Origin of the sequence: Methylobacterium sp. J-076 (assembly GCF_022829405.1) — a bacterium.
Classification (GTDB): domain Bacteria; phylum Pseudomonadota; class Alphaproteobacteria; order Rhizobiales; family Beijerinckiaceae; genus Methylobacterium.
The window spans coordinates 1-26,249 of sequence record NZ_JAKSXW010000122.1 but is presented as its reverse complement, the minus strand read 5'-3'; the positions used below and the strand labels follow the sequence as shown (position 1 = coordinate 26,249).

Sequence of the window (26,249 nt, the reverse complement as noted above, 5' to 3'; positions counted from 1 at the left end):
GCTTCTCCCTCTCCCCTCTGCGGGGGAGGGTGGCCCCCGGAGGGGGTCGGGAGAGGGGAGCGACGGCGCAGGAGAAAGCGCGTCCCTCACCGCGGGCATGGTTTCAACGGTGAGCGGGTTTCCCCTCTCCCGACCCCGGCTGACGCCGGGGCCCCCCTCCCCCGCAGAGGGGGGAGGGGGGCATGCCGGTCACGCGCTGCGATACAGCTTCGTCATCACGAACTCCCGGTGGCCGAGGGACTCCGCCGCCGTGAGACGGCCGTTGGCCGTGCGCACCACCATGTCGATCAGCGCGTCGCCCGCCGCATCCAGCGTCATGTCCCGGCGGAGCACGCCGGTCACGTCCACGTCGATGTGCTCGCCCATGGTGCGCAAGGTCTTCGGGTTGCCGCTGATCTTGATCACCGGCACGACGGGGTTGCCGATCACGTTGCCCTGGCCCGTCGGGAAGGTGTGGATCACGTAGCCCGCCGCCGCCATCAGGGTCACGCATTCGGCCGCCGCCGAGGACGTGTCCATGTAGTAGAGGCCCGGCCCCTTCGCGGGCGCCTCGGCCGGTTGCAGGGCGTCGATGTAGCGGCACTGCCGGCCGATCTTCTCGAGGTTGCCCAGCGCCTTCTCCTCGATCGTCGTCAGCCCGCCGGCGATGTTGCCCTTGGTCGGCTGCGAATCGGAGAGGTCGTCGGTCTTGTGCGCCTCGATCACGTCCTCCTGGTACGCTTTCCACATGGCGAACCACTTCTCGGCGATGTCCGGGCTCGCGGCCCGCTCCCGGCACAGGTGCTCCGCGCCGGTGATCTCGGAGGTCTCCCCGAACACGCCGTAGATCCCGAGGGGGATCAGCTTGTCGTACATGTTGCCCACCGTCGGGCAGGAGGCGAGGCCCGTCGTGGTGTCGGACTCGCCGCACTTGGTCGAGACCCACAGGTCGGTGATCGGGCATTCCTCCCTGGGCAACTCGCTCGCCCATTGCAGGAGGCGCTTGGCGGCGTAGCTCGCCTTGGCGATGGTGGCGATGTCCCCGTGGCCCTCGATGCCGAAGCCCACCACCGGCTTGCCGGTCTTGGCGATGCCCTCGACCACGCGGGCGGTCCAGCCGTCCTCGATGCCGATCACCACCACGGCGGCGACGTTCGGGTTCGAGCCGATGCCGATCAGGGTGCGGAAGTGGATCTCCAGATCCTCGCCGAACTGCAACCGGCCATAGGCGTGCGGCAGGGCCATCGTGCCCTTTATGGTGTTGGCCACCGCCTCGCAGGAGGCGTTCGACAGGTCGTCGAGGGGCAGGAGGACGACGTGGTTGCGCACGCCCACCCGGCCGTTCTCCCGCCGCCAGCCGGTGAAGGTGGCGTGGGCGTAGTCCGCCGAGGCGCGCCGGCTCGGCAGCGCCTTGGTCGTGAACTGGTCGGGGGCTCCGCCGGCATAGGCGGCGGGCATCGAATGCGCGAAGGTTGCCTGCAAGCTCATGGGACCCTCACCACCGCTTCGTCTTGAGATTGTGGGTGTGGACGTGCTCGCCCTTGGCGATGTCGGCGACGGCCTTGCCGATGTCCTGGCCGTACTTCCAGACCGTGTCGCCGGACCTGATGTCCTTGAGGGCCACCTTGTGGCCGATGGGGATTTCCTGCCTGGCCGTCAGCCGGAAGTCGGAATTGTCGTGCGTGACAACGCACAGCATCTCCGTCCCGGCATCGAGATTCTCGACCACGACGACGCCCACCGAGTCCCTGGGGTCGTGGACGAGGAGTTGGGGAACTCCCATTGCGCGCCTCCCGCTGCTTCGATCCGCGAGTCTTGTATAAGACCTAAGAATCGGCGGTCAAGGGTGTGCAAGCCGGTCCGTCCTCGCCTCGCTGCGCCCGCAAAGGCGGTGAGGTCCTGAAACCCAGCCCTCTCAGGCCCGGGCGCCGTCCGTGTCGACGATGTCGGCCGAATAGCGGTTCTCGCGGGTGTCGCAGCGGCTGATGCGCAGTTCCACGGGGCGCCCGCTCACGTCGAAGGCGACGCGGACGATCTCCAGCAGGGGCGATCCCTCCGGCACGCCGAGGGCGTCCGCCTCCTCCGGCCCGGCTGCCACCGCCCGCAGCCGCTCCTGCACGCGGGTGATCAGGATGCCGTGGCGCTCTTGGTAGATCACGTACATCTCCTCGCTCATCTCCTCCGTCGTCGGCAGGTCGAGGACGGGGATGATGGCAGCCGGCACGAACACGACCTCGTAGATCGCGGGGGCGTCACGCAGGGTCCGCACCCGCGTGACCGCGTGCAGGGGCGCACCCTCGGCGAGGGCCAGCTGGCGCGCCTCCTCCGCCGTCGCCGGCCGGACCTCCTGGGCGATCAGGCGGCTCTTGGGGGAGAGGCGCGCCCCCTCCGGCGTGACGATGCGGAAGAAGCGGAACAGCACCGTGTCCCGGGCGTGCCGGGCGACGTAGGTGCCGACCCCCTGCCGCCGGACGATCAGCTTCTCGCCCTCCAGGGCGATCAGCGCCTTGCGCACCGTCCCCTGGCTCACGCCGTACTCGGCGGCGAGCTCGTGCTCCGTCGGCAGCAGATCCCCGGGCTTCCAGGCCCCGTCCGCGATCCGCTTGGTGATGAGCCCCTGGATCTGGACGTAGAGCGGCCGGAGCTCGGGCTTGAAGGTCGCGGCGGGGTGGTCGTTCATCGGGGGCTCGGGGGTGGGCATATCGGTGTCTTGACGACGTCAAGTATCTTATATAAGACTTGCCGACCATCGCCATGGCAGACCCCCGACAAAGGGGGCGCAGCGAGCCGGCCGAGCCGGTTCTAACACACGCGTTCCTGGGAGGGAGCGATGAGGCGAAACGCCGACATCGGCCACAGCACAGGCCCCGCGCGCCCGCGCCGCCATTCCCCGCCCCGAAGACCGACCGCGCCGGGCCGGCCCCGGCGCATCGTCGGCCGACGCGGTGGCCGGTTCTGCGTCGGAAGGTTCCACGATGAGAGTGGTCTAGCGCGACCCGGCGGTCCCTGAGTCGCCCGCGCGCGCTAGCGAGGCGCCCCGCCGCGCCCGCGGCCGAGCGCCCGACATTCGCCTCCGGCCCCCCCGGTTCGGGAGAGAGCGGCCGGACGCGGCGCGGCCCCGCCCGTCAGCCCCGGAGATGTCGAGACATGACGCCGATCCGCCAGGACGCGACCGACCGCAAGACCATCGCCCTCCTCGCCTTCTCGGCGACCTCGGGCGTGCTGGTCGAATTCTACGACTTCTTCATCTTCGGCTACGCGGCGGCGAGCGCCTTCCCGCACATCTTCTTCCCGAATACCACGCCGACCACGGCGCTGATCTTCTCCTACCTGACCTTCGGGGCCGGTTTCCCCGCCCGCCTCCTCGGGGCGTTCCTGTTCGGGCATTTCGGCGACCGGGCGGGGCGGAAGACGTCCTTCCTCATCAACATCCTGATCGTCGGCGCCACGACCTTCATGGTCGGGCTGCTGCCGGGCTACGACACGATCGGCATCGCGGCGCCGATCCTGCTCATCACCCTGCGGATCATCCAGGGGATCGGCCTCGGCGGCGAGTTCGGCGGGGCGGCCTCGCTGCTCGCGGAGTTCGGCGCCACCCGCAAGCACCGGGCGTTCTGGGTGTCGCTCGCCAACCTCGGCATCCCCGGCGGGGCGATGGCGGCGAGCGCGGTGCTGTACGTCCTGGCCGACAGCTTCTCCACCTCCGGCTGGCGCATCGCGATGCTCCTCTCCGTGGTCGTCGTGGTGCCGGGCCTGCTCGCCCGGTTCAAGCTCGCGGATTCGCCCCTGTTCGCGCAGCTCAAGGCCAAGGACGAGGTGGCCAAGATGCCGAGCCTCGACGTCACGCGGAAGCACTGGCGGCCGATCCTCCTGCTCGCCCTGTTCTGCGCGTTCCAGCAGATGGACGGCTACGTCAGCGGGACCTACGCCATCTCGTTCATGAAGTCGGCGGGCATCCCCCTCGCCACCACGGCGGTGATCATCTTCGTGGCGCGGATCGGCGACGTGCTCGGGGTGATGATCAGCGGGCCCGCCGCGGACCTGATGCGCCGCAAGACCGTGGGCTACCTCGCCGTGATCCTGACGGCGGTGCTGTCGATCCCCTACGCCCTGGCGATCCTGAACCAGCAGGTCTGGCTGGTGCTGGGCCTGCAGTTCCTCATCACCCTGACGGGGGTGGGGATCCTGCACGGGCTGGCGCCGATCCTGACCTCGGAGAGCTTCCCGACGAAGTACCGGTATTCGGGGGCCGGCATCTCCTACAGCCTGTCGGCGATCCTGGGCGGGGGCATCGCGCCGCCGCTGCTCGCCGGGCTCATCGGGCAGGACGTGACGGGCCGGTGGTACTTCATCCCGGTCGTCTACGGCATCTACGCCGTGATCGCCGTCGCCGCCCTGAGCCTGACGCCGGAGACGAAGGGCCGCCGCCTGGACGAGGCCGGGGAGGCGGGGCCCGCACAGGGGGCGGGCGGCGCGAAGGTGGCGCGCGGGTCACCGGCCTGAGGGCCGGGGCCGCCCGTCACTGCGTGCGCATGATCTGGATCACCGCCGGGGTGATGATCACCACGAAGAGCACCGGCAGGAAGAACAGGATCATCGGCACGGTCAGCTTCGGCGGCAGGGCCGCGGCCTTCTTCTCCGCCTCGATCATGCGCTGGTCGCGGCTCTCCTGGCTGAGCACCCGCAGGGCCTGGCCGATGGGGGTGCCGTAGCGCTCCGCCTGGCTGAGGGCGGTCGCCACCGCCTTCACCGGATCGAGCCCGGTGCGCATCACGAGGTTCTCGTAGGCGAGGCGGCGGTCGGGCAGGAACGACATCTCGGCCACCATCACCGCCAGCTCCTCGGCCAGCACCACCGACGAGACCGCGATCTCGGTGCTCACCTTGCGGAACGCGTTCTCGATCGCCATCCCCGACTCGACGCAGATCAGCGTGAGGTCGAGGGCGTCGGGCCACGCCTTGCGGATCTCGGTCTGGCGCTTCTTGGCGGCGTTCACGAGGAACAGCTCCGGCGCCTTGATGCCGAGGAAGGCGGCGCAGATCACCATGGCGAAGCGCATCAGGTAGGAGACGTCCACCGCCTCCAGGATGAACAGGTAGAAGATCGCGGTGATGAAGGCGCCGACCGGCGTCACGAGGCGGAAGAACAGGAAGGCCGTCTCCGCCCCCTGGCCCCGGTAGCCGGCCATCAGGAGCTTGCGCTTGGCGGTGTCCGTGCCGAGCCAGCGGCGCAGGTTGTACCGCTCCACGATGTCCTTCATGTAGGCCTTGGGCTCGGTGCGCAGGCTGCCCTTGGTGGCGACCTTCTCGCGCTCGCGCCGCCGGATGATCTCGCGCTCGTCGCTCACGAGCTTCATCCGCTTGCCGAGCTTGTCCGGCTCCAGGAAGGGCTGCGCCACGGCGAAGGCGGTCGCCCCCGCGGCCACGGCGGCCAGCACGGTGCCGACGAAGCGGGCGTCGAACAGCTTGTCGGCGATCGCGTCGATCATGCCGTCCCCGTCAGATTTCGAAGGCGATCATCTTCTTGATGACCAGGATTCCGAGGCTCATCCAGATCGCCGAGCCGACCAGGGCGATCTTGCCCGCGTCGGTCGTCCAGAGCAGCGAGATGTAGTCCGGGCTGGTGAGCGAGGTGATGCCCGCCACGCCGAAGGGCAGGGCGGCGATGATGGAGGCGGAGGCCTTGGCCTCCATGCTCATCGCCTGGATCTTGCCGCGCATCTTGGCCCGGTCGCGCAGCACCCGCGAGAGGTTGCCCAGCGCCTCGGAGAGGTTGCCGCCGGACTGCTGCTGGATGTTGATCACGATCGAGAAGAAGTTGACCTCCGCGGTCGGCACCCGCTCGTGCAGGCGGGCCACCGCCTCGCCGAGGGACAGGCCGAGGGCCTGCGTCTCCACGATGGTGCGGAACTCCCCGCGCAGGGGTTCCTCCGCCTCCCGGGAGACCATGCGGAAGCAGTCGCCCACGGGGATGCCGGTCTTGATGCCGCGCACCACCACGTCCACGGCGTTGGGCAGCTCCTTGTTGAACTTCGCGACCCGGCGCAGCCGCATCCGGCGCAGCATGAAGGCCGGCAGGCCGAAGGCGCCGAAGAACGCGCCCCCGAGGGTGGCGAGCATGCTGTCCGTCATCAGGAACAGCAGGAAGCCGAGGACGACGCCGCTCCCGCCCGCGAAGGTCCAGTAGGTGCGCTTGGACCAGTCGAGGCCGGCGCGGGCGATCTTGAGTTCCAGGGTGGCCTTGGCCGCGCCCTTGGCCTTGGCCTCGATCTCGCCCAGGGTCTTGGCGACCTGGTCGCGCCGGTTGACGCCACCCCCGCGCCCCGCCGCGCTCACGGCGCTGACGGAGATGAGCTTCAGGCGCTTGTTCGCCCGGCGTTCCCCCGGCAGCAGCGCGACGATGGCCGCGTAGGTCATCAGCGCGACGGCCACGCCCACGAGCCCCGTGGCGATCGGCAGGCCGGGCAGGAGCGAGCCGGGGTCGAGATCGGGCATCGCCTCAGGCCCCCTCCACCACTTCCGCGGCGTCGAGGGCCGCGCCTAGGCGCCCTTCGAGGCCGTAATAGCGCGCGCGCTCCCAGAAGCGCGGGCGGCCCACCCCCGTCGCCCGGTGGCGGCCGATGATCTTGCCGTTCGCGTCCTCGCCGAGGATGTCGTAGAGGAAGATGTCCTGGGTGGTGATCACCTCGCCCTCCATCCCCAGCACCTCGGTGATGTGGGTGATGCGGCGCGAGCCGTCGCGCAGGCGGGTCGCCTGGATGATCACGTCGATCGAGCCGCAGATCATCTCGCGCAGGGTCTTCGAGGGCAGGGTGAAGCCGCCCATGGAGATCATCGACTCGATGCGCGACAGGCACTCGCGCGGGCTGTTGGCGTGGAGCGTGCCCATCGAGCCGTCGTGGCCGGTGTTCATGGCCTGGAGCAGGTCGAACGCCTCGGGCCCGCGCACCTCGCCGACGATGATCCGCTCGGGGCGCATGCGCAGGCAGTTCTTCACGAGGTCGCGCATCGTGACCTGACCCTGGCCCTCCATGTTGGGGGGCCGCGTCTCCAGGCGCACCACGTGCGGCTGCTGGAGCTGGAGTTCGGCGGCGTCCTCGCAGGTGATCACCCGCTCGTCGAGCTCGATGAAGGCGGTGAGGCAGTTCAGCAGGGTCGTCTTGCCGGAGCCGGTGCCGCCGGAGATGACGACGTTGCAGCGCGACTGGCCGACGATCTTCAGGACCTCCGCCCCCTCCGGCGAGATCGCCCCGAAGCGGACGAGCTGGTCGAGGGTGAGCTTGTCCTTCTTGAACTTTCGGATCGTCAGGGCCGGGCCGTCGATGGCCAGCGGCGGGGCGATGACGTTCACGCGGGAGCCGTCCGGCAGGCGCGCGTCGCAGATCGGCGAGGCGTCGTCGACCCGCCGGCCGACCTGGCTGACGATGCGCTGGCAGATGTTCATCAACTGCTGGTTGTCGCGGAACCGCACGCTGGTGAGCTGGATCTTGCCGGCGACTTCGATGAACGTCCGCCCGGCGCCGTTGACCATGATGTCGGCGATGTCGTCGCGGGCGAGCAGGGGCTCCAGGGGGCCGTAACCGAGGACGTCGTTGCAGATGTCGTCGAGCAGTTCCTCCTGCTCGGAGATCGACAGGACGATGTTCTTGAGCCCGATGATCTCCGTGACGATGTCGCGGATCTCCTCGCGCGCCGTCTCGGCGTCGAGATGGGCGAGCTGGGTCAGGTCGATCGCCTCGATGAGGGCGCCGAAGATCAGGCTCTTGGTGCGGTAATACTCGTCCGACCGGGCCGTCTCGACGACGACCGGGGCGGCGCGGGTGGGCGGCGCCGCCTCCCGCGCCGCCATGGGCGGGGGGGCGGGCTGGGCGGAGCGCGCCTGGATGACCGGTGCGGGCGCGGGCGCCGAGCCGGTTTGCCGTCTACCGAACATGATGGCTCCGGACCCGCATCACGAGGCCTTCCGGCGGGCGGCGAGCTTGGCCAGGAGCGGTTCGAGCAGGCTCGCCCCGCTCTTGTGCCGCGTCTCCACCCGCCCGATGGCGGAGGCGGCGAGATCGTTGAACAGGTCCGCCAGCTTCGAGCCCGGCTGCACCTCGGCGATCATCTGGCCGTTGTTGGCGGCGGTGCCGAACAGGGACGGGTCGAAGGGGATCGTCGCGGCCAGGGGCACGTCGAGGGCCTTGGCGAATTCGGCGGCGGCGATCTCGGGCCGCTTGGGCATCCCGGTGCCGTTCAGGAGCACCCGGGGCAGCGCGTCGTTGGGCCGGCCGTGCTTGAGGGCGCCGAGCAGGTTCTTGGCGTTGCGCAGGGAGGCGAGGTCGGGCCCGGCGACGACCAGGATCTCGTCGGCGGCGGAGAGGACCCGCTTCGTCCAGGCGTTCCACTGGTGCGGCACGTCGAGCACGAGGCAGGGCACGCTCGACCGCAGGTGCTCGATGAGCACGTCGAAGGCGGGCTCGGAGAGGTCGATGGTCCGGTCGAGGCTGGCCGGCGCCGAGAGCAGGCTGAGGTTGTCGCTGCACTTCGAGAGCAGGCGCTCCACCAGGGCCGCGTCCAGGCGCTCGGGGGCGAAGACCGCCTCGGCGATGCCCTGCGGCGGGTCCTGGTTGAAGTTGAGGGAGGCGGTGCCGAAGGCGATGTCGAGGTCGGCGATCACCGTCGGCACGCCCTGGCCGCGGGCCACCGACCACGCGAGGTTGTGGGCCACCGTCGAGGCGCCGATCCCGCCCCGGACGCCGAACACGGCGATGGAGCGGCCGATCGGCCTCACCCCCGCCGCCGTGAACATCTCCGAGATGGAGGCGATCAGGGTCAGGGGATCGACCGGCGCCATCAGGTAGTCGGAGACCCCCCGCTGCAGCAGCTGCCGGTACAGGGTGACGTCGTTGAGGTGGCCGATCACCAGGACGCGGGTGCCCTCGTCGCAGACCTCGGCCAGGGCATCGAGGCATTCCAGGGGCTTCGAGCGGGCGCCCTGCACCTCGAGCACGATGACGTTCGGGGTCGGCGCGTGGCGGAACGCCTCGATGGCCGCCGCCCCGCCGCCCATGCGCACCTTGACCCTGGCCCGCTGGAGGCGCCTGTCCTGGGCGGCCGCCTCGATCATGGCGGCCGTCTCGGAGACCTCGCAGAAAGCCTGGATCGTGATCCGCGGGACCGGGGCGATCACGCGCTCGGCCGTCTCGCTCTGCTCCGCCATCACGGCACTCTCGGGTTGGAACGCAATCGATGCGCCGGGGTCGCGCGGTCCCGGCGGGACATGGTGGGGGCCGGCGTCAATTGCCGACCTGAGCCTTCACGGATGTCTGACCATCCTGACGCCACTGGGTTGACGGATCCTTGCCGTCGCGCAGCTGGCCGACGTCGCGGATGCGCTTGACGGCGTCGATCCGCCCTTCCTGGCGCCCGCGGACGAGATCGACCGGGTCGGCGACCTGGGCGGCGAGGGTGGCCTGCGTCGAGCAGCCGAAGTTCCAGACCGGGCGGTTGCTGTTGTCGAAGGCGAAATCACTCCCGCCGAGGTCCTGCGGCCAGGTTCCGCAGGCGTCGGCGACCTTGGCCTGCATCCGCGAGAAGCTGAGCCGGATCGGCGCCGCGAGGTCGGGGGCCGCGACGGCGTAGGGGGTGGCGGCGATGTCCTGGCGGCCCACGCCGTCCCGTCCCGCCCGCTGCACCACGAGGCCGGCCATGCGCTCGGTCGCCGCCGCCCGGGCCGGGGGCAGGCCCCGGGGCACCTCCATCAGCAGGCCGCCCCGGCCGTAGCGCCGGTACTCGAGCATGAAGGCGTCGACGTCCTCCGATTGCCGGGGGTCGAGATGGCCGGGGCCGGTGGGGAAGATGTCGAGGGTGCGGGTCCCGTCGGCGAGGACGATGGGGTGGCGCGCCCGGTAGTCGGAGGTCCCGATCGCCCCCGTGACGGGGGGCTCGCCCTTGCAGGCGCCGGCCAGCGCCGCGAGGGCGCAGGCGCCGAGCAGGCGCAGCCCGGCCCGGGCCGGGGGCCGGGAGGGGGCTGGCGACGGGGTCGGCGGGGGGGCGGGCGGCGTGCGTCCGGTCATGACGGTCCTCGGCGGCCTCGGCCGCGCAGGGGGGAGGGGCACGGGCTACTCGACGATGAAGCCGACGCGGCCGCGGTAGGCCGGGGCCAGGGCGGGTGCGCCGGCCTTGCCGTAGAGGCGGTTGAACTGGCCGAGCAGCACGGCCTGCGTGTCGGCCGTGTCCGTGAAGTTGTCGTCGGGCCGGTTGACCTGCCGCGGCTCCATCGGCTTGGCGATGTAGGGGGTCACCATGATCATCAGCTCCGTCTCCTGGCGCTGGTAGTCGCGGGAGCGGAACAGGGCGCCGAGGATCGGCAGGTTGATCAGGCCGGGCAGGCCGCTGAGGGCCTGCTTGTTGACCTGCTGGATCAGGCCCGCGGTCATCATCACGCCGCCGGAGGGCAGCTCCACCGTCGTCTCGGAGCGGCGGACCCGGGTGCCGGGCACCGCCACCGACGAGGAGCCGATGGGGAAGTTGAAGCTCTGCTGCGGGTCGATCTCGGTCACGTCGGTGGCGACGCGGATCGAGATGCGGTTGTCGGCGAGCACCACCGGCGTGAAGGAGAGCGCCACGCCGTACTGCTTGAACTCGATCCCCGGCGTGCACACCCCGGTGGTGCAGGCCGCCGAGGAGGGGACCGGGAACTCGCCGCCGGCCAGGAACTTCGCCGCCTCGCCGGAGATCGCGGTGAGCGTCGGCTCCGCGAGGATGCGCGAGACCCCGGCCTGCTCCAGGGCCTTCACCGTCGCCGTCAGGGAGAAGCCCGCCCCCCGGGCCGAGGCCTGGAACTGGCCGCTCGACGTGCTGCCGCCGCTGATCGGGAACGAGGTGGGGTTGGCAAAGCCGGTCAGGCTCGGATCGGCGATGCTGCCGAGGGGGTTGATCGCCGACCAGTTGCCGTTGAGGTTCACGCCGAACTGCTTCACGACGTTGCGCGACACCTCCATCACGGTGACGCGCAGCATCACCTGATCCTTGTTGCGGATCGTGAGGTTGTTGATCACCGCGCCCCGGGCGCCGGCCGCGACGCCCCCCGTGGCGCCCCCGCCGGTGGCGCCGCCGGTGCCGAGCCCGACGAAGGCGTTGGCGATGTCGATCGCCTGCTGTGCCTCGGCGGAGGAATTGACCGAGCCCGACAGGAGCACCGAGGCGCCGGAGGAGCGCACGTCGAACCGCCCCGCCGGGATGCTCTGGTTGAGCAGGTCGCGCAGGGTGCTGAGGTTGAGGTCGCGGGCGACCGTGACGTCGAGGGCCGCGATCTGGCGCCCTTCCGCGTCCATGATGAAGATGGTGGTGGCCCCGTCGGCCATGCCGATCACGAAGACCTTGCGCGTCGAGCGGACCACCGCGTTGGCCACGGCGGGGTTGGCCACGAACACCTCCTTGGCGTCCCGCGGCAGATCGACGATCACCGAGCGGCCGGCGGTGAGCTCCACCCGGCGGCTGGTGTTCGTCTCCGCGGCGCCCACGGTGACGACCGGCGCCGGCCCGAGGGCCGGACGCTCCTGCGAGCCGCGCAGCTGGGCCGAGGCGGGCCCGGCGGGGAAGGCGGTGAGGGTGGCGAGCGCCAGGGCGCCGAGGCGGCGCGGGCCGGGGCGGGCGGTGGTGCGGGGGGGCATGACGCTGTTTTTCATGGCGCTCACGGCGTCTGCTGCTTGGCGATGCCGAAGCGCACGATGGTCAGCCCCTGTTCGGCGGCCGCCTGCTCGGGAACCGGCGTTTCGGGATCGGCGCCGTGCCCGGCATCGGCGAGGCTGCGCAGGGACAGGGAGAGCGAGCCGATCTTCTGCGCCAGGGTGATCGTCTCCGCCTGGGCGGGGCTGAGGGCGAGGGTGGCGGTCTCGCCCGTGACGACGTTGGTGCCGTTCTTCTCCTGGATGAGCTGGCCCACGGCCAGCACCCGGATGTCCCGCAGGATCGTCTGCGACAGCTGGACGTCCGAGCCGGAGGACTTGGAGGCGGCGTCGTCGCGGTAGGTGCGGATCACGTCGACCCGGTCGTTCGGCAGGATGAAGCCGCCCGCGGAGTTGGTGCCCCGGCTGTCGGTGACGATGGCGACGGCGCGCATGCCGGAGGGCAGGATCGCCGCCATGAAGCCGCTCTCGGGCCGCACCAGCTTCTGGGCGCGGATCGGCTCGCCGGCCAGGAAGGGCGAGCGCACCGTGGCGCCCACCGTGGTCTCCAGGGCCTTGGGATTGTCCCGGCGGGTGACGAAGCCGGGGGAGAGGGCCGTATCCGGCCAGGACTGCCAGCGCAGGTCGGCCGCCTGGAGCACCTGCCCCATCGGCTCGTCCGCGGCGGCCACCAGCACGTCGGTGGTGGGCGGGGGCGGCGCCTGGACGACCTTCTCCGGCGGCGGGGGAGGCGGGGGGTTACCGCCCATCAGGTAGGCCGCCCCGCTGCCCGCGAGGAGGGCGATGCCGAGGACGGCGAGGCGGGCGGGTTTCATCGGGCTTCCAGTCGGACCTGGATGAGGCGGATCGCCGGTTCAGCGGACATGACCGGAAGTTGCGCTCGATTGGTATAAACATGGTTAAGTCTCCCTCACCGGGGAGCCGCCGCGGCGATCCGGAAATGACGCGAAAGGGCGCGTCCAACGTCACCCTCGCGCGGCGCCCGCCGTGGCGCGGCGGCCGCGCATGACATACCGTCGCACGCGACTCGGCACGTCAGCAGGCCGGGGTCTTCAAGACGACGGGATGGGACGCATGGTGAAGGGTATCGGCGGCGCGGCGCTCGCGGCCGCCCTCGCGGGGACGGTGCTCGGTTCGGGCCCCGCCGCGGCACAGGCTCCGGCGCAGGGGGCCTTCTCCGGCAACGTGGTGCGCCTGGGCGTGCTCAACGACCAGTCCGGGCTCTACGCCGAGTTCGGCGGCACGGGCTCCATCGAGGCGGCGAAGATGGCCGTCGAGGACATGGGCGGCAAGGTCGGCGGCGTGCCGATCGAGATCGTCTCGGCCGACCACCAGAACAAGCCGGACATCGCCTCGGGGATCGCCCGCCAATGGTACGACCGCGACGGCGTCGATGCCATCATGGAGCTGACCACCTCCTCGGTGGCGCTGGCGGTCCAGGGCCTGTCCCGGGAGAAGAAGAAGATCACCATCACCACCGGGGCCGCCTCCAGCGACCTCACCGGCAAGGCCTGCACCCCCTACGGCTACCATTGGGCCTACGACACCCACGCCCTGGCCGTCGGGACCGGCGGGGCGCTGACCCGGGCGGGGGGCAAGACGTGGTTCTTCCTCACCGCCGACTACGCCTTCGGCAGCGCCCTGGAGAACGACACCTCCGCGGTGGTGAAGGCCAATGGCGGCACGGTGGTGGGCTCGGTGCGCCATCCCCTGTCGAGCCAGGACTTCTCCTCGTTCCTGCTGCAGGCGCAGGGGTCCAAGGCGCAGGTGATCGGGCTGGCCAACGCGGGCCTCGACACCTCGAACTCGATCAAGCAGGCCGCCGAATACGGCATCACCGACGGCGGCCAGAAGCTCGCCGCGCTCCTGTTCACCCTGTCCGAGGTCCACGGGCTCGGCATCAAGGCGGCCCAGGGCCTGACCCTCACGGAGGGCTGGTACTGGGACCTCAACGACGAGACCCGCGCCTTCGGCCAACGCTTCATGAAGCGCACCGGCCGGATGCCGAACATGATCCAGACCGGCACCTACTCGGCGGTGCTGTCCTACCTCAAGGCGGTGAAGGCGGCGGGCACCGACGAGACCGACGCAGTCAACGCCAAGTTGAAGTCCCTGCCGGTGGACGACGTGTTCACCCATCACGGCCACGTCCAGCAGACGGGGCTGATGGTGCACGACATGTACCTGTTCGAGATCAAGAAGCCCGCCGACTCGAAGGGCGAGTGGGACCTCTACAAGCTGGTCTCCACCATCCCCGGCCAGGAGGCCTACGCCCCCGAGGCCGAGAGCGGGTGCCCGCTGGTGGCGGGGAAGTAGGCGCATCTCGCCCGGGCGGCTTGGAGCCGTCCGGGTCCCCCCCCGTGGCGCCCATCGTCGAGGCGTTCACGCCGACGCCGTTTCAGGGGTAGCCGGCTTCCTTCTGGTGCCTGACGGCGAGCACTTCCGCCTGCATGTCGCCCATCCGATAGAGGACGACGTACCCGCTCGCACCGAAGGGAATCAGCCACTCCCGGAATTCCGTGGCGAGGTGTTCCACCGGACGCCCTGCGCCCGGATGAGCTTCCACGATCCGCATACCCTCTCGGATCGCGCGCACCGCCTTGGTTGCGGCGGCGGGGTTCTTCGCGACGAGGAAGCGGTAGCAGCGCTGAACATCGCGGAGGGCTTCCGGCGTCCAGATCAGTCGTGGCATTCCGGGGGCTCGACGTCCTGCCCGGCTTCAAGCTGGGCGAGCCACGCATCCGCCTCGTCGTGCGTCAGATGCAGTCCCGTTTCCCGGTACGCCGTGGCTGCGGCCATGGCTTCCCGACGCAGCGCCTCGCGCCTCTCCTCACGCTCGACGTACTGGGCGATGGCGTCGCGCATCAGGAAATTCGCCGAGCGGTTCTGTGCCTTGGCGAGGTCGCGCACCCTCGCATGGACCTCGACATCGAGCTTCACCGCAACGGGGCGCGTGGCGGGCATCGGCTCGCTCCTAGATCGGAATAGGGTCTCACCGAGGATAATCCGGCACGGTCCCGGCCGCTACCCGGCCCACACCTCCCGGTACAGGGCCGCGATCTCCTCCGCGTCCGGGATGCGCGGGTTGTTGCCCGGCGAGCCGGAGGCCAGGGCCTGCTCGGCCATGGTCGGGATCAGCGCCTCCCAGCGGGCGGCGTCGAGGCCGTATTCCTGCGGGTTCGGGACATCGAGGTCGTCGTTGAGGGCGCGCAGCTCCGTGATGAGCGCGGCCACCGCCGCCTCGTCCCCGGCGCCGGCCTTCAGGCCCATCGCCCGGGCGCAGGCGGCGTAACGGTCGATCGCCCCGGGTGCCGAGAAGGCGGTGACCGCCGGCAGCAGCATCGCGTTCGACAGGCCGTGGGCGACGTGGAAATGCGCGCCGATCGGCCGGCTCATCCCGTGGACCAGGGCCACCGAGCTGTTCGAGAAGGCGATGCCGGCCTGCGTCGCGCCGAGCATCATCGCCTCCCGGGCGGCCCGGTCGCCGGGGTCGGTCCAGACCCGGCGCAGGTTCGGGGCGATCAGCCCCATCGCCTGGAGGGCGAGCCCGTCCGAAAAGATGTTGGAGCGCCGCGAGACATAGGCCTCGATGGCGTGGGTGAGGGCGTCGATGCCCGTATCCGCCGTGAGGCGCTTGGGCTTCGTGAGCGTCAGCTCGTAATCGACCAGGGCGGCCACCGGCAGGTAGGCCAGGCCGATGCACAGCATCTTCTCGTCGCTGGCCTCGTCCGTCACGATGGTGAAGCGCGTCGCCTCCGAGCCGGTGCCGGCGGTGGTGGGGATGGCGACGACGGGCAGGCCCGCCTCGTCCTGCAGGTGGGGCGCCTTGTAGCGGCGCATCGGGCCGCCGTGGCGGGCCAGGACCGCCACCGCCTTGGCCGTATCCATGGGGCTGCCGCCGCCGAAGCCGACGACGCAGTCGTGCTCGCCCGCCTGGAGCGCGGCCAGCGCCGCATCGACGGAGGCCACCGTCGGGTCGGGCACCGTGTCGGAGAAGACCCGCGGGGTCACGCCCCCGGCGACGAGGCGCTCGGTCAGGGTCTCCACCGCGCCGCTGCCGGCCAGGAACCGGTCCGTGACGACGAAGGGCCGGGACAGGCCGAGCTGGCCCAGCACCTCCGGCAGCAGCCGGGAGGCCCCGGCGCCGACGCGCATCAGCCGCGGCAGGGCGATCGAGGCGACCATCTTGTCCTCCATGCGGCCCCGCCCGCGCGGGACCCTCCGCCCGGTGGTCCGGAGCTGTGATCATGTATCCATAGGCGGCCGGCCCCGGCGGGGGAACCGGAATCCGCGCGGATCCCCCGAACCCCGGAGGGATCCGCGCGGGGATTGCTGCATTGCAATATCGGCCGTTGCCGCCGCGGCCGGTCCCCCCATCTTCAGGGTCGAACAGGAGGCCGAGATGAGCGAGTACCCGCACGGCAACGAGCCGCACAATCCCGCCACCGCCGTCCCCGAACCCTCGCCGGACGCGGTGGGCCCCGAGACCGCGGGGTTCGCGGGCCACGTCCTCGCCGGCCCCCGGGCCGAGAAGCCGGTGGCGCTCGCCCTGCAGGGCGGGGGCGCCCACGGCTCCTTCACCTGGGGCGTGCTCGATGCCCTGATCGAGGACGGGCGCCTCGCCTTCGAGGCCCTGACCGGGGCCAGCGCCGGGGCGATGAACGCCGTCGTGATGGTGGATGGCTGGGTGAAGGGCGGGCCGGACGGGGCCCGCGAGGGGCTGGAGCAGTTCTGGCGGGAGGTGAGCCTCGACGGCGACCTCGGCCCGACGCAGCGCCACTTCCTCACCGGCATGCTGAACCTGTGGAAGGGCAACCCGGTGGCCGAGTTCTGGGCGAAGGCGCTGACGCCGAGCCCCTACGTCTCGAACCCGCTCAACATCAACCCGCTGCGCAAGGCGTTGGCGAAGCAGGTGGATTTCGAGCGGCTGCGCGACGCGCCGACGGCGGGCCTGTTCGTGTCGGCCACCAACGTCTGGACCGGCAAGCTCGCCGTGTTCGAGCGCGACGCCCTGACGGTGGACCACCTGATGGCCTCGGCCTGCCTGCCGACGGTCTTCCAGGCGGTGGAGATCGACGGCGTGCCCTACTGGGACGGCGGCTACCTCGGCAACCCGCCGCTCTATCCCCTGCACCGGGGCGCGCGGACGCGGGACATCCTTCTGGTGCAGATCAACCCCGTCGAGCGCCGGGAGACCCCGCGCACGGAGGCCGAGATCCGCGACCGGCTGAACGAGATCACCTTCAACGCCAACCTGATGCGCGAATTGCGGGCCATCGACTTCCTCGACGGGCTGATCGAGGAGGGGACGCTGGGCAAGACCGGCTACGAGCCCGTCCTGCTGCACCGGATCGACGGCACCGACGCCCTGGAGGACTACAACACCGCCTCCAAGCTCGATGCCCGCTGGAAGGTGTTCCTGCGGCTGCGCGACAAGGGCCGCGCCGCGGCCCAGGCGTGGCTCGAGCAGCATTACGGTCAGGTCGGCCACCGCTGCAGCATCGACCTGCGGCAGGCCTACCAGTAGCCGGGCCCCGGGATGAGGGGGGCGCCGCCGTCGTGGCGCCCTTCGCACATCGTCCGGGATTAATCCGGCATCCTCCGGCGTCTACCTGTCATGCCCGATAAGAACGCCCTTCCGGACATCGTCGACCTGCTGGTGCCCCTGCGCCGCTACGCCCGCGCGCTCACGCGGGATTCCCTGAAGGCCGACGACCTCGTGCACGACACTCTGGTGCGTGCCCTCGAAGCCAAGGGGACCCTGCGCCCCAACACGAACCTGCGCACCTGGATGATGACGGTGCTGCACAACGTCTTCATCGACGAGCAGCGCCGCCGTCAGGTCGAGGTGCGGCACGCCGACGCCCTGGTGCGGATGCACGAGGAGATGAGCCCGCCCGCCCAGGAGGGCCAGGTGCGCCTCGCGCAGATCCGCGAGGCCTTCGCCACCCTCCCCGAGGAGCAGCGCGCCGCCCTCCACCTCGTGACCATCGAGGGCATGGCCTATGCCGATGCCGCGGCGGTGCTCGGCATCCCCATCGGCACCCTGATGTCCCGCCTCGGCCGCGGCCGGGCGGCGCTGCGCGCCTTCGAGGATGGGACGCGGCTCGGCCGCGCCGGCGAGGAGCCGCCGGGTGCCCCCCGCGCGGAGCGGCCCTCCCTGCGCCTCGTGGCCAATGACGGCGGCCCGCGGCGGGCCGCGGGCGATGCGTGATTCGGGGGCGACGCGTGGCCGCCCCATCCCCGGAAGCCCGCCATGCGGCGGACCGCCGGCTACCCGAGGACTTCACCGATGATGGATCCGATCACAGACAGCGATCTCATCGCCTTCGTCGACGAGCAGATCGACCCGATGCGCCGCCTCGAGGTCGAGGCGCATCTGGCCGCCCACCCGCAGGCCGCCGCCCGGGTGATGGCCGACTTCCACGACCGCGACGCCCTGCGCGCCAGCTTCCGGGAGCGCCTCGGCCCGGGGCCCGACCGCAACCTCGCCCTGGCCCGCCGGCTCGACCGCTCCCTGCGCTGGGACCGGGCCGCCTCGCGGATGACGCGGGCCGCGGCCATCGCCGTGCTGGTGGGCGCGGGCTGGCTCGCCCATGACGAGATCGGCCGCTTCGGCATCCCCGGCACCCTGGCCTCGACCGTCGATGCCAGCCTCGTCGAGGATGCCCGGCAGGCCCGCGCCGTGGCGCAGCTGCGCGCCGTGACGGCGGCGGATGCGGCCGCCTACGACCGGGACCGCCTGCGCCAGGCGACGGGGGTCGACCTGCCGCCTCTCCCCGCCGGGTGGCGGGTGCGCGACCTGCAGGTGTTCCCCTCCCGGCACGGCACCGGCATCGAGGTCTCCTTCGAGGCCGAGACGCTGGGCGAGGTGTCGCTCTTCGCCACCCGGGCCGACGGCCGCTCCGGCCCCTCCATGCTCGGCGACACCGCCGAGGGCCGCGTCTTCGCCTGGACGGCGGGGGGCAACGCCTACGCGGTGAGCGGCCCGCAGCGGGACGCGGTGCTCCAGCGCGCGGCCAATCTCCTCGGCGGCTGACGATCCGCCACCTCGACAGATCGGCCCGCTTGGTGCGAAAGAGGCCCCATGCGGGCGGGATCGGAAGACGACGGGCTCGGCGCCCTGTTCGAGGCGGCCTTGGCCGCCCGGGGGCGGGCCTACGCGCCCTATTCGCGCTTCCCCGTCGGCGCGGCGATCCGCGACGAGCACGGCGCGGTCCATGCCGGCTGCAACGTCGAGAACGCGGCCTACCCTGTCGGCACCTGCGCCGAGGCGGGCGCCATCGCCGCCATGGTCGCGGCGGGGGGGCGCCGCATCGCCGCGATCCTCGTCTGCGCGGAGGGGGCCGTGCCGGTGACCCCGTGCGGCGCCTGCCGCCAGCGCATCCGTGAATTCGCCGGGCCGGACGCGCCGGTCCTCGCGGCCGGCCCCCACGGGATCCTGGCCCGCCACACCCTCGAGGCCCTGCTGCCGGCCTCCTTCGGCCCGGAGACCCTCGGCGCGGCGACCGTCGGGGCCGGGCCGTGAGCGGGGCGGCGCTCGCCACCCTGCGGGAGGCCGGGTTCGAGGGGCCCTATGCCTGCGCCATCGTCGCCGGCACCGGGCTCGGGGCGCTCGCCGCCGGCCTCGACGGGGCGCGGAGCCTCGACTACGCGACGATCCCCGGCTTCCCGGGGGCGGGGGTCAGCGGCCACCGGGGCCGGCTGCACCGGGGCCTGATCGCCGGGCGGCCGGTGCTGGTCTTCGAGGGGCGCGCCCACGCCTACGAGGCCGGCGACGCCGCCGCCATGCGCCGTCCCCTGACCTGCGCCCGCGACCTCGGCGCCCGGTGCCTGCTGCTCACCAACGCCGCCGGGTCCCTGCGGCCGGAGGTGGGGCCGGGCCGCCTCGCCCTGCTCACGGACCACATCAACCTGTCGGGCCTCAACCCGCTGGTCGGCGAGGCGAGCGATGCCCGCTTCGTGCCGATGACCGACGCCTACGACCCCGGCCTGCGCGCCCGCCTCGCCGCGGCGGCGCGGGCGGAGGGGATCGCCCTCGCGGAGGGGATCTATGCGTGGTTCTCCGGCCCGAGCTTCGAGACGCCGGCGGAGGTGCGGATGGCCGGCATCCTCGGGGCCGACCTCGTGGGCATGTCGACGGTGCCGGAGACCATCCTCGGCCGCTTCCTCGGCCTGCCGGTCGCCGCCGTCTCGGCCGTGACCAACCTCGCCGCCGGCATCGCGGGCGGCGCCCCCCACCATGCCGAGACCAAGGCGGTGGCCGCGGCCGCCGCCGGGGATCTCGCGCGGCTCGTCCGGGCCTTCGCCGCAGCCCTGCCGGAGCCGGGAGACACCCCATGACCGTTGACGAATCCCGCCTCGTCGCCGCCCGCGCCCTGGCGCTCCTCGACCTCACCGACCTCGGCGACACCTGCACGGACTCGAAGGTCGATGCCCTGTGCCGGGACGCCCGCGCCGGGGGCGTGGCCGCGATCTGCGTCTGGCCCTCCTTCGTGGAGCAGGGGGCGCGGGCGCTGGCCGGCACCGGCATCCGCCTCGCCACGGTCATCAACTTTCCCGAGGGTGGCGAGGATGCCGCCCGGGCCGCCGACGACGCCGCCGAGGCCCTTCGCGACGGGGCGGGGGAGATCGACCTCGTCCTGCCCTACCGGGCCTTCCTGCGCGGCGACGAGGCGGTGGCCCGCGACGTGGTGGAGGCGGTGCGCGAGACCTGCCCCGACGCCCTGCTGAAGGTCATCCTGGAGACCGGCGCGCTGCGCGAGGCGGGGGCCATCCGCGCCGCCGCCGACCTCGCCCTGGCGGCGGGGGCCGACTTCCTCAAGACCTCCACGGGCAAGAGCCCGGTCTCGGCGACGCCCGAGGCGGCGCGCATCCTCCTCGACGCGGTGCTGGCCTCCGGGCGGCCCGCCGGGGTGAAGGTCTCCGGCGGCCTGCGCACCCTCGATGACGCCGCCGCCTACCTCGCCCTGGCGGACCGGGCCATGGGCCCCGCCTGGGCCCGGCCGGCGACGTTCCGGCTCGGCGCGAGCAGCCTGTTCGGGGTGCTGATGCAGGCGCGGGACGCGTGAGGATGCGCCTGCCGCAGGAGACCATCCGCACCAAGCGCGATGGGGGCACCCTTTCGGCGGAGGAGATCGCCGCCTTCATCCGGGGCCTCACCGACGGGGCCGTCACGGAGGGGCAGGCGGCGGCCTTCGCCATGGCGGTGGTCTTCCGCGGCCTCTCGGTGCCGGAGCGGGTGGCCCTGACCCGGGCCATGACCGACTCCGGCGACGTCCTCGCCTGGGACCTGCCGGGCCCGGTCCTCGACAAGCATTCGACGGGGGGCGTCGGCGACACGGTGAGCCTGCCCCTGGCGCCCATGGTGGCGGCCTGCGGCGGCTACGTGCCGATGATCTCCGGCCGGGGTCTCGGCCATACCGGCGGCACCCTCGACAAGCTCGCGAGCATCCCGGGCTACGACGTCGCCCCCGATCCGGCCCTGTTCCGGCGGGTGGTGGGCGAGGTCGGCTGCGCCATCATCGGCCAGACCGACCGGATGGCCCCGGCCGACAAGCGCCTCTACGCCATCCGCGACGTGACCGGCACGGTCGAATCCCTCGACCTGATCACCGCCTCGATCCTGTCCAAGAAGCTCGCGGCCGGGCTCGGCGGCCTCGTCATGGACGTGAAGCAGGGGTCGGGCGCCTTCATGGCCGGGCTGCCCGAGGCCCGGGCGCTGGCCGACAGCATCGTCGGCGTCGCGGTGGGCGCGGGCCTGCCCACCACGGCCCTCGTCACCGACATGGATGCACCGCTCGCCTCCGCCGCGGGCAACGCCGTCGAGGTCGCCTACGCCCTCGACTACCTCACCGGCGCCCGCCGGGAGCCCCGCTTCCACGCCGTCACCCTGGCCCTCGGCGCGGAGATGCTGGTGCTCGGCCGCCTCGCCAGGAGCCGGGAGGAGGCCACCGCCCGCCTGGAGGACGCCCTCGCCTCCGGGCGCGCGGCGGAGCGCTTCGCCCGGATGGTCGCGGCGCTCGGCGGCCCCGCCGACCTGCTGGAGCGGCCGGGGGGGCACCTGCCCGCCGCGCCGGTCCGCCGCCGCGTGGAGGCCTCCGGCACGGTCGCCGCGGTGGCGACCCGGGACCTCGGCCTCGCGGTGATCGCGCTGGGGGGCGGGCGCACCCGCCCGCAGGACGGCATCGACCCGGCGGTCGGCCTCACCGACCTCGCCCGGCCAGGGGATGCGGCCGGGCTCATCGGCATCGTCCACGCCGCCGACGAGGCCGCCGCCGACCGGGCCGAAGCCGCGCTCCGGGCCGCCTACCGGATGGGAGACCCGCCGGAGCCGCGGCCCCCGGTGATCGAGCGGCACGGCGGCTGACGCCTCCCTCGTCCTGCCAAACCCGTCATGGCGCGCGGGAGCGCCGCCATCCAGTCGGCGCCGCCTTGTCCAAACGAGGCGCGCCCGGGATCGCGTCGGCTTCGCCTCGCGATGACGGCGGCGGGGGAGGACGGAGACCGGATCGGCCCCCCGCCAACGAAAAAGGGCCGGCGTCGCCGCCGGCCCTCTGCCCTGTCACCGCCGCGCGGTCAGCGCTGGACGATGACCTTCGTGCCCACCTTGGCGTGGGTGTAGAGGTCCATCACGTCCTCGTTGGTCATGCGGATGCAGCCCGAGGAGACGGCGGTGCCGATGGTCTCCGGCTCGTTCGAGCCGTGGATGCGGTACATGGTGCCGCCGAGATACATGGCGCGGGCGCCGAGCGGGTTCTCGACCCCGCCCTTCATGTAGCGCGGCAGGTCGGGCCGGCGGCGGATCATCTCGGCCGGCGGGCGCCAATCCGGCCATTCGCGCTTCATCGTGATGGTCTGCACGCCACCCCAGGTGAAGCCCGGACGGCCGACGCCGACGCCGTAGCGCAGGGCCTGGCCGCCGCCGAGGACGTAGTACAGCCGCCGCTCGGCGGTGGAGACCACGATGGTGCCGGCGCCGTAGGGGCCGTCATAGGCCACCGTCTCGCGCTGGATCGCCGACATCTGCGGGACGGCGGCGCTCTGCGAGAGCGGGTCGGCGGTGTTCAGGGAGGCGTTCGCCACCGGCACCGCCACGGGCTCGACGGCCTGGGGCCGCACGCGCACGGTGAGCACGTTGTCGATGGGCTGGCGGGTCAGCGGATCGATCTCGTAGGCGAAGGCAGGCACGGCGAGAACGGCCGCGCCGGCAAGCCCGGCGAGGGCGGGAAGAATACGACGCATCGAGGCCTCACGAGGTCGGGCGCGGAATGGCGGAGAACGCAGGGACGCTGGCGGACACGATGCCGTGCCGATCCTCACCAAGGCCTAAACGCTCCGGCCCCAAAGCCAAGCCTCAAACCCGCCCGCGCCGCCGTTCCGCCGCCGCCGTGATGTCATGGCCACACTGTGGCAGCTTGACCATAAGACTGCCGCAGCACGCCGGCTTCGACATCTATTGCTATCGATCGCAGGTGGCTACCTCCTCGTCCGAGGAGCGCAAGCATGCCCAACGTCAATCTCGGCCCTCATTTCGAAGGTTTCGTTCAGGAGCAGATCACCCGCGGACGGTTTCAGAACGTCAGCGAGGTGGTGCGTGCCGGCCTGCGGCTTCTCGATGACCGGGAAACCGACCTCGCCGAGCGTCGCACCGAGCTTCTGCGCAGCATCGACGCCGCCTTCGACGATCCTGCCCCGTCCGTCCCCGCCAAGGACGCCTTCGCGCGTCTGCGGGCTCATCGCGCCGAGCGAACCGGGGATCGCGAGAGCGACGGTTGAGGTTCGTTTCCGCCCGGCGGCACTCGCAGACCTGTTCGGCCTTCATGCCTCCATCGCGGAGCGTTCCGGCCCGAAGCGGGCTGCCGCCGATATCAGCCAACTCGAAGCAGCCTGCCTGACGCTCGGCGATTTCCCCGTGCGCGGAACCCGGCGCGACGACCTGCGGCCAGGACTCCGGACGCTCGGATTCCAGCGGCAGGCGTCGATCCTGTTCCGGATCGATGCACGGGGCGTCGAAATCGGCCGGATCCTGTATGGCGGGCGCGATCTCGCCGCCCTCGCCATCAAGGACGACGATTAGGCTACTCTCACACCTCGTCGGCGGCGGGGAGCCACAGGGCGGGCTCCCGTACGGCCGGGCGGGCCGGCGGGGCGGGGATGCCGCGGATCTGGGCGAGTTCGGCCAGCTCCGGCGCCTGGGCGGTGTCGTCCGCCGTGAGGAACAGGCCCCGCGCCCGCGCCGCGCGCCCGAGGTCGGCGCGGCTCGTCCAGACGCTCTGGGCCGGGCTGGTGAGCAGGGCGAGGGCCACCGGGGCCAGCCAGAGGCCGAGCCAGGGCTGGCCCGCCCAGACGAGGCCGAGCACCATCAGCGCGCCCACCACCACCGCATCGGCCTGGAGGCGGAACGCCTCGGCCCAGGAGACCTGCCGGTCGTCCCGGTCCTGCGTCTCCCATCGCACCACCCGGCCGAGGAAGGTCGCCGCCACGGCGCCCGCCGTGAACAGGGTCATCACCGGCCACAGCACCACCCAGACGGCCTGTTCCAGCGCCGCGCTGGCGAGCAGCCGCCCGGTGCCGCCGAAGGCGGCGCGGCGCTCGCGGGAGGCCAGCACGTGGACGAGGCTGAGGAGCTTGGGCGCGGCGAGCACGGCGACGCTGAGGGCGGCCAGCCCATGGGCGGCCGGGCCGGCCCCGCCGAGCCCGTAGGCCAGGAGGCCGAGGTCGCCGGTGCAGGCGGCCTGCCACGCGCCGAGGCCGAGGAAAGCGATCCAGAGCGGCAGCATGGCGTAGGAGAGGATGCCGACCCCGATGTGCCAGCGGCTCGCCCCCGCGAGGCCCTTCCAGGGCAGCACGCGCAGGTGCTGGACGTTGCCCTGGCACCAGCGGCGCTCGCGCCCGAGCAGGTCGATCAGGTTCGTGGGCATCTCCTCCCAGGTGCCGCCGAACTCGGGCAGGAGGCGCACCTCCCAGCCGGCGCGCACCATTAGCGCCCCCTCCACGATGTCGTGGCACAGGATCTCGCCGCCGAGCGGCGCCCGGCCGGGCAGCACCGGCAGGCCGGCATGGGCGGCGAAGGCCTCGATCCGCAGGATCGCGTTGTGGCCCCAGTAGCTGCCCTCCGGCCCCTGCCACGTCTCCAGGCAGCGGAGCGCCAGGGGCGCGTAGAGGCGCACCGCGAATTGCTGCACCCGGGCGAACAGGGTGTCCCGGCCGGCGGCGTAGGAGACGGTCTGGATCAGCCCGACCTTCGGGCTCGCCTGCATCAGCCGCGCGAGGCGGGTCATCGCCGCGCCGGTCATCAGGCTGTCCGCGTCCAGCACGATCATGAACGCGTAGTCCCGGCCGTGGCGCGCGCAGAACTCGGCGACGTTGCCGGCCTTGCGCCCCGTGTTCTCCCGGCGGCGGCGGTAGCGGATGCGGGGCAGGGCGGGGTCCGCCGCCGCCCAGGCCTGAATGCGGGCGAATTCGTGCTCCTCCACGGCGGCGATGGCGCCGTCCCGGGTGTCCGACAGGACGAAGATGTCGATGTCGTCCGTGCCCTCCCGCGCCAGGGAGCGGGCCATCACCCGCAGCCGCGCGAACACCGCGACGGCGTCCTCGGCGTGGATCGCCACGATGGCCGCCGTCCGCCCCTCGCCCCGGGGCAGGGGGCCGGGGGCCGCTGCGGCGCGCTCCAGGGCGGATCTCGCCCTCGCCCCGAGCAGGTCGGCGACGAAGCCGTAGAGGTACTGCCAGGCGGTGAAGGCCTGCCAGCCCATCACGAGGGAGAAGGTCGCCAGCACCGCCCAGGCCAGGGCGTCCCCCGCGGGGAAGGCCCGCCCCGCCAGCCACGCGAGGGCGGCGGCCGTGGCGAGGCTCGGCAGGGCCAAGGCGAGGCGCCGGGCCGCCAGGGACCGGGAGGACCCGTGCCAGGCTTCGCGCGGGAGCGACGCCGAAGGCGGGGCAGGGGGCGTGGCGCGGTGAGACATGGCCAGGACCTCGACCGTGGCGGCAGGGGGCGCCCGGCCGGTCGGGCGCCTCGGGACAGGATGATCGGCGCAAGGCGACGACCCCGCACCCCCGGCACCGCCGGACGCCGACCGATCCCCCCCATGCCGCCGCCGTGGTTCGTGCCAGGCATCGCCCCGGCGGCCGGTCAAACCCCTGGTATCGCCATCGGCCTGAATAAGGACAGAACGACGGCGCAAGCCGCCGTTCGCACGGGATTTTTCGACGCGGCCACCCCCGCGCCGCGCCGGGCCGCTTCACCGCGTCCGCGATGACGGGGCGGGCCCTCCCGCATTACCGCCGTCCTTGCGAGCGAAGCGAAGCAACCCAGGGCGTCGCCACGTTCGGAAGCGTCCCGCTGCCCTGGGTCGCTTCGCTGCGCTCGCGATGACGGAGCGGGTCCTCGCGCGCCCCCGCCGTCTTTGCGAGCGGAGCGAAGCAACCCAGGGCGCCGCCTCGTTCGGAAGCGTCCCGCTGCCCTGGGTCGCTTCGCTGCGTTCGCTATGACGGTGCTGGCCCCCCGGCACCACCCACTCCTTTGCGAGCGAAACGAAGCACGCCCGGGCGCCGCCTACTCAGGATTCGGCACCGTGACTGGGTGATCTTCGGTAAT

At 72.2% G+C, this 26,249-nt stretch carries 26 protein-coding genes; 11 read left to right on the top strand and 15 right to left on the bottom strand.

Features of this window, described 5'->3' with window-relative positions:
* Window positions 1-189: 189 nt before the first annotated feature.
* From MKK53_RS13335 to MKK53_RS13325, 3 genes are all read right to left on the bottom strand, one after another.
* On the bottom strand, window positions 190-1,467 hold the full coding sequence (locus tag MKK53_RS13335; protein ID WP_243929191.1) for a UxaA family hydrolase: 1,278 nt from the start codon (window positions 1,465-1,467) through the stop codon (window positions 190-192).
* Window positions 1,468-1,474: 7 nt separating this feature from the next.
* Window positions 1,475-1,762 carry a UxaA family hydrolase gene (locus MKK53_RS13330; RefSeq protein ID WP_243929190.1) on the bottom strand — a complete coding sequence of 96 codons (288 nt, stop codon included), beginning with the start codon at window positions 1,760-1,762 and terminating at the stop codon, window positions 1,475-1,477.
* Between the two features lie 132 nt (window positions 1,763-1,894).
* Complete coding sequence (locus MKK53_RS13325; protein WP_243929189.1) at window positions 1,895-2,659, bottom strand: GntR family transcriptional regulator; 765 nt, start codon at window positions 2,657-2,659, stop codon at window positions 1,895-1,897.
* 467 nt (window positions 2,660-3,126) lie between these two features.
* Between MKK53_RS13325 and MKK53_RS13320 the strand changes: the two genes are divergently transcribed.
* Window positions 3,127-4,482 carry an MFS transporter gene (locus tag MKK53_RS13320; protein WP_243929188.1) on the top strand — a complete coding sequence of 452 codons (1,356 nt, stop codon included), beginning with the start codon at window positions 3,127-3,129 and terminating at the stop codon, window positions 4,480-4,482.
* Window positions 4,483-4,498: 16 nt separating this feature from the next.
* Here the strand turns inward: MKK53_RS13320 and MKK53_RS13315 are convergent, their stop codons facing one another.
* The 7 genes from MKK53_RS13315 to cpaB form a co-directional block, all read right to left on the bottom strand.
* On the bottom strand, window positions 4,499-5,467 hold the full coding sequence (locus MKK53_RS13315; protein ID WP_243929187.1) for a type II secretion system F family protein: 969 nt from the start codon (window positions 5,465-5,467) through the stop codon (window positions 4,499-4,501).
* 10 nt (window positions 5,468-5,477) lie between these two features.
* On the bottom strand, window positions 5,478-6,473 hold the full coding sequence (locus MKK53_RS13310; protein WP_243929186.1) for a type II secretion system F family protein: 996 nt from the start codon (window positions 6,471-6,473) through the stop codon (window positions 5,478-5,480).
* A 4-nt stretch (window positions 6,474-6,477) separates the two neighbouring features.
* On the bottom strand, window positions 6,478-7,911 hold the full coding sequence (locus MKK53_RS13305; RefSeq protein WP_243929185.1) for a CpaF family protein: 1,434 nt from the start codon (window positions 7,909-7,911) through the stop codon (window positions 6,478-6,480).
* A gap of 18 nt (window positions 7,912-7,929) precedes the next feature.
* Entirely contained in the window at window positions 7,930-9,180 is a 1,251-nt protein-coding gene (locus MKK53_RS13300; RefSeq protein WP_243929184.1) for a CpaE family protein, read from the bottom strand.
* Between the two features lie 76 nt (window positions 9,181-9,256).
* The gene (locus tag MKK53_RS13295) at window positions 9,257-10,036 is read right to left on the bottom strand and encodes a CpaD family pilus assembly protein (protein ID WP_243929183.1); all 780 of its coding nucleotides are present in this window, start codon (window positions 10,034-10,036) and stop codon (window positions 9,257-9,259) included.
* A 45-nt stretch (window positions 10,037-10,081) separates the two neighbouring features.
* Window positions 10,082-11,635 (bottom strand): type II and III secretion system protein family protein, encoded by a 1,554-nt coding sequence (locus MKK53_RS13290; protein ID WP_243929182.1) that lies wholly within the window; start codon window positions 11,633-11,635, stop codon window positions 10,082-10,084.
* A gap of 20 nt (window positions 11,636-11,655) precedes the next feature.
* Window positions 11,656-12,465, bottom strand: coding sequence for a Flp pilus assembly protein CpaB (gene cpaB, locus MKK53_RS13285; protein WP_243929181.1), 810 nt, complete (start codon window positions 12,463-12,465; stop codon window positions 11,656-11,658).
* Between the two features lie 259 nt (window positions 12,466-12,724).
* Here cpaB and MKK53_RS13280 point away from each other — a divergent pair, with 259 nt between their 5' ends.
* A complete protein-coding gene (locus tag MKK53_RS13280; RefSeq protein WP_243929180.1) occupies window positions 12,725-13,966 on the top strand; it encodes an ABC transporter substrate-binding protein in 1,242 nt (413 codons plus the stop codon).
* 82 nt (window positions 13,967-14,048) lie between these two features.
* On the opposite strand, the gene MKK53_RS13275 is transcribed toward MKK53_RS13280, so the two are convergent.
* The 3 genes from MKK53_RS13275 to MKK53_RS13265 are packed head-to-tail and all read right to left on the bottom strand — an operon-like array spanning window position 14,049 to window position 15,835.
* On the bottom strand, window positions 14,049-14,342 hold the full coding sequence (locus tag MKK53_RS13275) for a type II toxin-antitoxin system RelE/ParE family toxin (protein ID WP_243929179.1): 294 nt from the start codon (window positions 14,340-14,342) through the stop codon (window positions 14,049-14,051).
* Window positions 14,330-14,614, bottom strand: a complete 285-nt coding sequence (locus MKK53_RS13270) for a CopG family ribbon-helix-helix protein (RefSeq protein ID WP_243929178.1) — start codon at window positions 14,612-14,614, stop codon at window positions 14,330-14,332. Before MKK53_RS13270 ends, MKK53_RS13275 begins: the two co-directional genes overlap by 13 nt.
* Before the next feature lie 60 nt (window positions 14,615-14,674).
* Complete coding sequence (locus MKK53_RS13265; RefSeq protein ID WP_243929177.1) at window positions 14,675-15,835, bottom strand: iron-containing alcohol dehydrogenase; 1,161 nt, start codon at window positions 15,833-15,835, stop codon at window positions 14,675-14,677.
* Between the two features lie 217 nt (window positions 15,836-16,052).
* Here MKK53_RS13265 and MKK53_RS13260 point away from each other — a divergent pair, with 217 nt between their 5' ends.
* The 7 genes from MKK53_RS13260 (at window position 16,053) to deoA (ending at window position 22,019) form a co-directional block, all read left to right on the top strand.
* Entirely contained in the window at window positions 16,053-17,177 is a 1,125-nt protein-coding gene (locus tag MKK53_RS13260) for a patatin-like phospholipase family protein (RefSeq protein ID WP_243929176.1), read from the top strand.
* Between the two features lie 90 nt (window positions 17,178-17,267).
* Complete coding sequence (locus MKK53_RS13255) at window positions 17,268-17,864, top strand: sigma-70 family RNA polymerase sigma factor (protein ID WP_243929175.1); 597 nt, start codon at window positions 17,268-17,270, stop codon at window positions 17,862-17,864.
* 78 nt (window positions 17,865-17,942) lie between these two features.
* Window positions 17,943-18,689, top strand: a complete 747-nt coding sequence (locus tag MKK53_RS13250) for an anti-sigma factor family protein (protein ID WP_243929174.1) — start codon at window positions 17,943-17,945, stop codon at window positions 18,687-18,689.
* Between the two features lie 48 nt (window positions 18,690-18,737).
* Window positions 18,738-19,178, top strand: coding sequence for a cytidine deaminase (locus MKK53_RS13245; protein ID WP_243929173.1), 441 nt, complete (start codon window positions 18,738-18,740; stop codon window positions 19,176-19,178).
* Window positions 19,175-19,993 (top strand): purine-nucleoside phosphorylase, encoded by an 819-nt coding sequence (locus MKK53_RS13240; RefSeq protein WP_243929172.1) that lies wholly within the window; start codon window positions 19,175-19,177, stop codon window positions 19,991-19,993. Before MKK53_RS13245 ends, MKK53_RS13240 begins: the two co-directional genes overlap by 4 nt.
* On the top strand, window positions 19,990-20,721 hold the full coding sequence (gene deoC, locus MKK53_RS13235) for a deoxyribose-phosphate aldolase (RefSeq protein WP_243929171.1): 732 nt from the start codon (window positions 19,990-19,992) through the stop codon (window positions 20,719-20,721). The genes MKK53_RS13240 and deoC overlap by 4 nt, the downstream gene beginning before the upstream one ends.
* A gap of 2 nt (window positions 20,722-20,723) precedes the next feature.
* Entirely contained in the window at window positions 20,724-22,019 is a 1,296-nt protein-coding gene (gene deoA / locus MKK53_RS13230) for a thymidine phosphorylase (RefSeq protein WP_243929170.1), read from the top strand.
* Window positions 22,020-22,228: 209 nt separating this feature from the next.
* Here the strand turns inward: deoA and MKK53_RS13225 are convergent, their stop codons facing one another.
* Window positions 22,229-22,894: a L,D-transpeptidase gene (locus MKK53_RS13225; protein ID WP_243929169.1), complete on the bottom strand. Its 666-nt coding sequence runs from the start codon at window positions 22,892-22,894 to the stop codon at window positions 22,229-22,231.
* Window positions 22,895-23,155: 261 nt separating this feature from the next.
* Between MKK53_RS13225 and MKK53_RS13220 the strand changes: the two genes are divergently transcribed.
* Both MKK53_RS13220 and MKK53_RS13215 read left to right on the top strand, forming a co-directional pair.
* Window positions 23,156-23,428, top strand: coding sequence for a type II toxin-antitoxin system ParD family antitoxin (locus MKK53_RS13220; protein ID WP_243929168.1), 273 nt, complete (start codon window positions 23,156-23,158; stop codon window positions 23,426-23,428).
* On the top strand, window positions 23,337-23,729 hold the full coding sequence (locus tag MKK53_RS13215; RefSeq protein ID WP_243929192.1) for a type II toxin-antitoxin system RelE/ParE family toxin: 393 nt from the start codon (window positions 23,337-23,339) through the stop codon (window positions 23,727-23,729). The genes MKK53_RS13220 and MKK53_RS13215 overlap by 92 nt, the downstream gene beginning before the upstream one ends.
* 7 nt (window positions 23,730-23,736) lie before the next feature.
* Here the strand turns inward: MKK53_RS13215 and mdoH are convergent, their stop codons facing one another.
* Window positions 23,737-25,617 carry a glucans biosynthesis glucosyltransferase MdoH gene (gene mdoH / locus MKK53_RS13210; RefSeq protein WP_243929167.1) on the bottom strand — a complete coding sequence of 627 codons (1,881 nt, stop codon included), beginning with the start codon at window positions 25,615-25,617 and terminating at the stop codon, window positions 23,737-23,739.
* Window positions 25,618-26,249: the final 632 nt, after the last annotated feature.